The organism is Bacillus sp. AFS001701, assembly GCF_002559405.1.
Lineage (GTDB): Bacteria > Bacillota > Bacilli > Bacillales > Bacillaceae_G > Gottfriedia.
Map to the genome: position 1 here is coordinate 1 of NZ_NTZO01000489.1, position 5,507 is coordinate 5,507.

Here is a 5,507-nt window from a genome sequence, read left to right on the forward strand (position 1 = left end):
GAATTTGGTTCTTTTCAAAACTTGCATTTAGAAAACTGGAGTTTTATTTTGATAATTGGATTTGTTCATACAGGCGTTATTTATGCTTTATTCTTTGGGAATATTCGATTTTTACCTTCTAATATGATAGCTGTGTTAACTTTTTTAGATCCTGCAGTGGCCATTGTGTTAGATACAGTCATAACAGGATTTAAACCAACACCAACCCAAGTAGTTGGAATTTTTATGACATTTTTAGGTATCGCTTTAATACTGCTACTGAATTCACCGAAGAAGGTATCACAAAATTCAAATGAAAAAATTGCAAATTAACTATTCATTCAGTTAAAAAGAACTTTAACTTCATTGTCAAACTATACTAAAAGGACTATAATGAAGTCATAAAGAATATACTAAAAAGGGATGTGCTGCGAACACACCCCTTCCGAGTAGTAATTGGTAAAGTTGCTTTCCTCGGTCCTGTGAAGAAAATAATCACCACAACCATTCGAGGGGTAGGGTGGTTATTTTTTTTTGCTAATAGAAATGATAATACCGATTATGCTTAAGATTACAGTTGCAGTTATCCCAACACATTGAATAATTAAATTTGCAATCTCATAACCAGTCACATTCTCACCTCCCTTCTTAGCGAAGAAAGGCACCTACCACAACCCTACTCTACCTAATTTTACCATAAGTATATTCAAAATACCAGAATGTATGTTCTGTTTTTGAGATATTTAATTACAAGCCATTTCGTCTATTCATGAAAAGTAACCTTACCTCATCTGCATTTTTTGATAAGGGTACTAGAATGATGGGTTAATGAAAATCCATCATTCCTGAAGAACGATCAATTATAAACAAGTTTACATAATAATTTATTTAAGATAAATAAAAAAGAACACTTGTTTTAAGTGCTCCCTAATTTGTGCTATTTATTAGTAAGTGTAAAATTCCATATAAGATGGTTATTATCATTCCAACGACAAAAGCAACACGAAATCGCTAGAATGTAATAGCTCATATTTCGAAATACCATTTTTTTAATTCTTCTATTTTTTCACTTACTTTCTTTCGTAATGAATTCTTTTCTTGAGTGGCTGCCGTTTCTAATAAAAGTTGTTGATCTTGTTTTCTTTGTTCTCTCCATTCTTCTAACAGTAGGCTAGTCTGTTTTTCTCGTTGCTTTAATACTTCTTTATGTTGTAGATCCATCTTTTTAGAAAGTCTTTCTTCCATTTTATTCATTAGTTTTTCAATTGTTTGCAACTGGTGTTCATTGTTTATCTGTATTAGGTGCTCTGTTAAGTTTAAAGACTTTTCTTCGACTATCATGTCAGTATGAGGTATTAATCTATTGGTTTGCTCTTTTATCATTCTTGCAGACTTCTCTAATGTCATACCATCATGCTTACTTAATTCAATTAGTTTTTCGAAGATCAAGACATCATAATTCGAATATTGTCGATGTCCTCTACTATTCTTCTTGATTGTATAACCAACATTTTCTAAGATGTCCTGATACTTTCTGAAGGTGCTTGGTTTCAACTCCAACTGCTCTCTTATTTGAGTACTAGTTAATATTACATCTCCGTCTATCATGCCCCTCACACTCCTTACAATGCTTATATTCTATACTGGTTTGCTATCTCCTTTTTGCATTGTAAAAGGTTGAACGAATTTAGCATCAGAGTATTTATAATAAACAGGTTAAATCAATATCAGCAGTGTTGTCTGATTTTTATATTGTGTAAAGGCAGACTTAAGATAAACCAATAATATCAAAGTTGCTATGTATATTTGTATGTATGTTATCTTTATATACTCTTGAAAAAAGCATTGTTCTAATTTACAGTTCTATTTTTATACGATTGAAATGATTTAATAGTTTCTTTATTTATAAAAGAATATAATAAAAAACTCATTTGTATTTTTAACGAATGAGTTTTCAGATTAAATTATCGTACAAATTACAATATTTTAGTTTAAAAGATATGACATCAAGAATATTACAAATACTGTTAAACCCGCTGATATTTTTAAGTTCCTACCTAAGTTTAAATGATTCATTATATCTCCTACTTTCAAATAGAATATTGTTATTTTAAAAATATATTTATAGAAAATTCGTTTTTTGCTACAGTTTAATCATACTAAGCATTCTTTTTTATTACCATGTATAAAGTGTGAACATTATTCTATGAAAATTTTTCAACAATTTTACCTGTTATATTGACACATATATTTTAAGCGACAAAATAAAAAACTCATTTCAAAACGATCTTTGAAAATGAGTTTTTTGATTGTTAATTATTTTGAATCAAACATTGATAAACTGCCATCATATCATGTTTATTAAGTTCTCTTATTCGATTAAATATCGGTATATCTTTAACTTCTTCAGTTAGTTGATTTTCAGGAACGATTTCACTTACTTTTCCAGTGAGCCATGTTTGAACTGCTATGCCTTCAACAAGCTGTTGACGTCCACTTTCATTGATTCCACTTGCTAAACAACTAACACATGGAATTGTTAATTTATATACTCCGTCATGTAAATTATCTTCAGAAATTACTTTCTTTCCTTTACAGAACGGACAAGGGTTACTCGCTTTTACTTTATTAATTAGTGTAACGATTTTTTTATAGCCAAATGCTTCATAAACATATGTTAGTTTTTTGAATTTACCATTTGTAAAATATTTGTCAATAATGTCTTCTCTAGTCTCAAATAGATCTTTAAAATCAGTTATCGTTACTAAGTTTTTATTGCTTATTTCTTCAATATACGTCTTAACACGATCCCAAAACGGTAAAGCATTTTGCAGTACTACTTCATATCCAACGAAGCTTGCTTGTTTTATTTCTAGCATTTTTAAAGCAACCTGTTGTTTCCGAGATAGTAAAGAAATTTCTACTGTTAATGATGTTTCTCCACCAACAATTGATTTTATTTCTTCTAGGACTGTTAGCTGACCAACTGTTTTAATTACTTGATCTACAGGTTTATTGATTATTTCACGAATATCAAATTCGCCAAACATTAATTTTTTGTGGTGGTTTAATACTGTGCCTTCGCAAATAGGACATATAATTTGCTCTTTAGAAGCCTTCATTTGTTCTTTGATTGCCGATTTTGAAATTGACATATATCGTCCAATGATCGTATTAAAGCCTTCCCATAATCTTTGTGTCTTTCCAGCTTTATCATAAAAAGTTTTTTCATAGTATCCATATAAAAAAGTATGCTTTTCAGCTTCTGACAACTCATTAAAACTTTTACTAATGTCTTGATCAAGTTCATTTTTTATTTCATCAAATAAGAATTGTAATTTTGGATATTGGTAATATTTTAAAACTTCCATTACATCTGAATGTAATAATCCTTCCCAAAATGGTACTGTTTTATCTTGTATGACTACATCGATATCAAACTTCTCAATCACTCTACGGCCAGAGCAGGATGGACAATGATTTTCTTGATTATAAAAGTCAAAACTTCTTGTATCTTTATTAGTCGGATGCGAAGCAACGATCTGATTAATTAATCCGCCGATTTCATATAGAAATGTATATTGACTGTATAAATGTCTCTCTAAATCAATAGCAATAACAGGTAGAATAGCATCAGATTCATATTCTCCATAAATAAGTCGTGCCATCGATGATAGACTTTTTAATATTCCACCTTTATAAATGTTTTCTGCATTTTTGAAATAATTTATATTATTTTCTTGTAAATATTGAACTCCCTTTTGTACTTTAAGTGATGATGAAATTTGCGCCTGAGGCTTTTCATGATCCTTTTTTAGCTGATTAAAATAATCATCATGATTTACAACCTCAAGATGTTCAACAGGATTAATCTTTCTTTTCCCAAAATCAACAATATAATCCGAACTTTCTAACATGTAAGCATTGTGTTCAATCATCATAATAGAAATAGATTCATCTTTTAGAATTTCTCGAACACTATCTATAAATTGATTTAATATATTTTGTGATAATCCTTTTGAAGGTTCATCAAAAATGAATAGTGTATGGGGGTTTCTTGCATTTGAAAATAGTTCAGAAACTAAATGTACACATTGAAATTCACCAGTTGAAAGTGTTTGTGTTTTTCTTTCTAGCGTAAGATAGCCGAGACCAAGTTTGATTAATAAGCTTAATCGCTTATGTGCAATGTCTTCTTTTGGTAGTTCTTCAATGATATCCTCGATTGAACGCAGGAAAATATCATCTATTTCTTCAATATATTTTGTTAACTTTCTTTTTATATCTAAGAATGTAGCAACTGTTGATCGACTTGTAATCGATTGGTTTCGATCCTGACCTACCATCACTAATTTATCTTTTGGGTATCGTTTTAAGAAGTCTTTTGACATACATTCATTTACTAGAGTCGATTTGCCACATCCAGACTCGCCAGTAAATGTTACTAGTCTATTTTTAGGGATTTGTATTTCTTGAATTTGGATATTACGACAACGAAGATCTTTAAACTCATAGAACTCATTTGGGAAAGTCTCGTTTCTTTCCCAAAGAATCGGTTTAGGTCGTGGAGATTCTTCAACAATTTTCCCGCCATATTTACCACTTCCAGGTCCGAAAAATACTTGATCATCTGTTGCATCTAGCACTGTATCGGAATGGTCAATTAACCATATTAGATTTTTAAACCCTAATTCTTTTATTTCGTCTAATATTCTATTTAAAGTATCGTGGTCAAGACCAACCGAAATTTCATCGATGATAATAACAGTGTTTTCACTAGTTGCCATAAATTCGGCTAAATAAAGCCGAGTTATTTCTCCACCGGATAATGTTCCTGTTATTCGATTTAAGGATAAATAGCCAATATTCATTTTGATTATATTGTTTAGTAAATGCTGTTTAGCTTCACTAATTTGTAATTCTTCTGCTAGTGATAAGATTGTTTCAACACTTAAGTTATTAATATCTGAAATAGAATGTGGACGACCAAATAATTCAATTGTATATTCTTCAATTTTTTGATTATAGCGGTTTCCATTACATTTTTTACATTCGATATTTTTTGTAATTCCGCGACCTTTACAATCCGTACACCAGCCTAATTCATTATTAAACGAAAAAACTTCTGGAGAAAGATGAAACTTTTCTGCAAGACTTACACGAATGTCTTTAAAAACACCTGTATGTGTTCCAAGTGTTGAACGTGGATTCGTAGAAATGGAAGATTTGCCCAGAAAAAGTACTAATGGCATTTCTTCCAGCTTAATCGCACTAAAATTTGTTTCCATTATGTTTGGGAATAAATATTGATATTCTGCCTTTGGAAGTAAAGACACCAGACGTTTCTTTGATTCCTCACCAATTGTTTGACAAAAAGTTGTTTTACCAGAACCAGATAATCCAGCAATTCCCAATGACTGGTTCTCAGGTAAAATTGCATCTAATTTATTAATATTATTTGCAATTAATTGACTTATTTTCAAATTATTATCCTCTCTTGTCTCGTGAAATTTGAATAAATTATGTAT

Annotated in this window: 3 protein-coding genes; 1 reads left to right on the forward strand and 2 read right to left on the reverse strand. The window is 30.3% G+C overall.

Features of this window, described 5'->3' with window-relative positions; all coding sequences use genetic code 11:
• Positions 1-312, forward strand: a 312-nt coding sequence (locus CN514_RS21530) for a DMT family transporter (RefSeq protein WP_141529466.1), incomplete at its 5' end; no start/stop codon positions are given.
• 693 nt (positions 313-1,005) lie between these two features.
• Here the strand turns inward: CN514_RS21530 and CN514_RS21535 are convergent.
• A complete protein-coding gene (locus tag CN514_RS21535; RefSeq protein ID WP_098234333.1) occupies positions 1,006-1,587 on the reverse strand; it encodes a MerR family transcriptional regulator in 582 nt (193 codons plus the stop codon).
• A 704-nt stretch (positions 1,588-2,291) separates the two neighbouring features.
• Positions 2,292-5,462 carry an ATP-binding cassette domain-containing protein gene (locus CN514_RS21540; protein ID WP_098234334.1) on the reverse strand — a complete coding sequence of 1,057 codons (3,171 nt, stop codon included), beginning with the start codon at positions 5,460-5,462 and terminating at the stop codon, positions 2,292-2,294.
• Positions 5,463-5,507 lie beyond the last annotated feature (45 nt).